Origin of the sequence: Halanaerobium kushneri, assembly GCF_900156285.1 — a bacterium.
Classification (GTDB): Bacteria; Bacillota; Halanaerobiia; order Halanaerobiales; family Halanaerobiaceae; genus Halanaerobium; species Halanaerobium kushneri.
In genome coordinates, this window is record NZ_FTNC01000053.1 from 1 (window position 1) to 1422 (window position 1422).

2 protein-coding genes are annotated in these 1422 nt (G+C 36.5%); both read left to right on the plus strand.

Annotated features, from left to right (window positions below; all coding sequences use genetic code 11):
• Positions 1-123: 123 nt before the first annotated feature.
• Entirely contained in the window at positions 124-405 is a 282-nt protein-coding gene (locus BW929_RS15045) for a transposase (protein ID WP_076546280.1), read from the plus strand.
• A 14-nt stretch (positions 406-419) separates the two neighbouring features.
• Positions 420-1418 carry an IS3 family transposase gene (locus tag BW929_RS15050; protein WP_256208186.1) on the plus strand — a complete coding sequence of 333 codons (999 nt, stop codon included), beginning with the start codon at positions 420-422 and terminating at the stop codon, positions 1416-1418.
• The last annotated feature ends 4 nt before the right edge of the window (positions 1419-1422 follow it).

Sequence of the window (1422 nt, forward strand, 5' to 3'; positions counted from 1 at the left end):
TATAATGTTTCTAAGCCCGTCAAAGAGATTTCCAAAAGTTTTTTGTAGTAATTTGAATTATGCTCATTAATTTGACACAGTCGTTTTCTTCCTTCAAAATAATAACTGGAAAGGGAGATAATTATGAGTAAAAATACTAAACGTTCACCTGAAGAAAAGATGGAAATTGTTCTTGAAGGTCTTCAAAATGATAATATATCTGAGACCTGCCGCAAACATGGAATTTATGAAAGTCAATTTTATCAGTGGAAAAAACGTCTTATTGGATCTGCCAGTAAAGTCTTCAGAAACAAAAAGAAAAAAGATCCTGAAAAAGAGAAACTTAAAGATGAAGTCGATAAACTAAAACAGACTCTGGTAGAACAAACCTGCGAACTGCAGATTCTAAAAAAAAACGACAAATAGGACTGCATGGTGAAATTAAAAATGACTGGCTTGCAGCAGATGAAAAAAGAAAATTAATGGATATTGTGGAAGAATCAACTCTGCCTGTTAAAACAACCTGCGAAATATTAGAGCTTAATTCCTGGCGTTACTATGACTGGAGAAAACGCTATGAGGCTGATGGGATGGAAGGACTTAAAAATCACAAGTCTACTCCTGCAGCATGCCCTCACAGCCTTCTGGAGGAAGAAAAGCAGGCAATTGTAGATTATGCTCTTAAACACCCTGATCAGCGTCATAGAAAACTTGCTAAGAAAATGATGGATGATGACATTGTCTATGTATCTGCATCGAGTGCATACCGGGTGCTTAAGGAAGCTGGACTCATCCCGGATCAGGAATATCATAAACAGAAAAAAGCAGATGGTAAAATTGAAGTAGATCAGCCAAATAAAATGTGGCATACCGATATTAGTTATATCCCTGTAAAAAATACCCATGCCTATTTAATCTGCGTTCTTGATGGCTACTCCCGCAAAATTATACACGGAGAACTCTCTCAAACTATGACTGCAGACGATATGCAGCGAGTCCTTAGCAGAGCCATGTATAAAGCAGGTATATTTGACTTAGACCCTGTCAGCAGACCAGTCCTTGTAAGTGATAATGGCACCCAGCTTGTAGCTAAATCTTTTACTGAATTCCTTGAAGAATGGGAGATCAGGCACATTAGAACAGCTGTAAAACACCCTGAGACAAACGGAAAAATTGAAGTTTTCCATAAGACAATTAAGTATGAGAATGTCTATAGAAAAGAAACCTATCAGAGCTTTTATGAAGCCAGAGAAGATATAGAAGATTTCATTGACTATTACAATTCTGAAAGACTGCACCAGGGTGTAGATTATGTAACACCAGATCAAAAATATAACGGTAAAGCTGATGAAATTATAGATGAAAGAAAGAAAAAACATCAGTCAGCTATTGATAGAAGAAAACGACTCAATCGAAAGAGAAAATCAACTGCTGCATAAAACA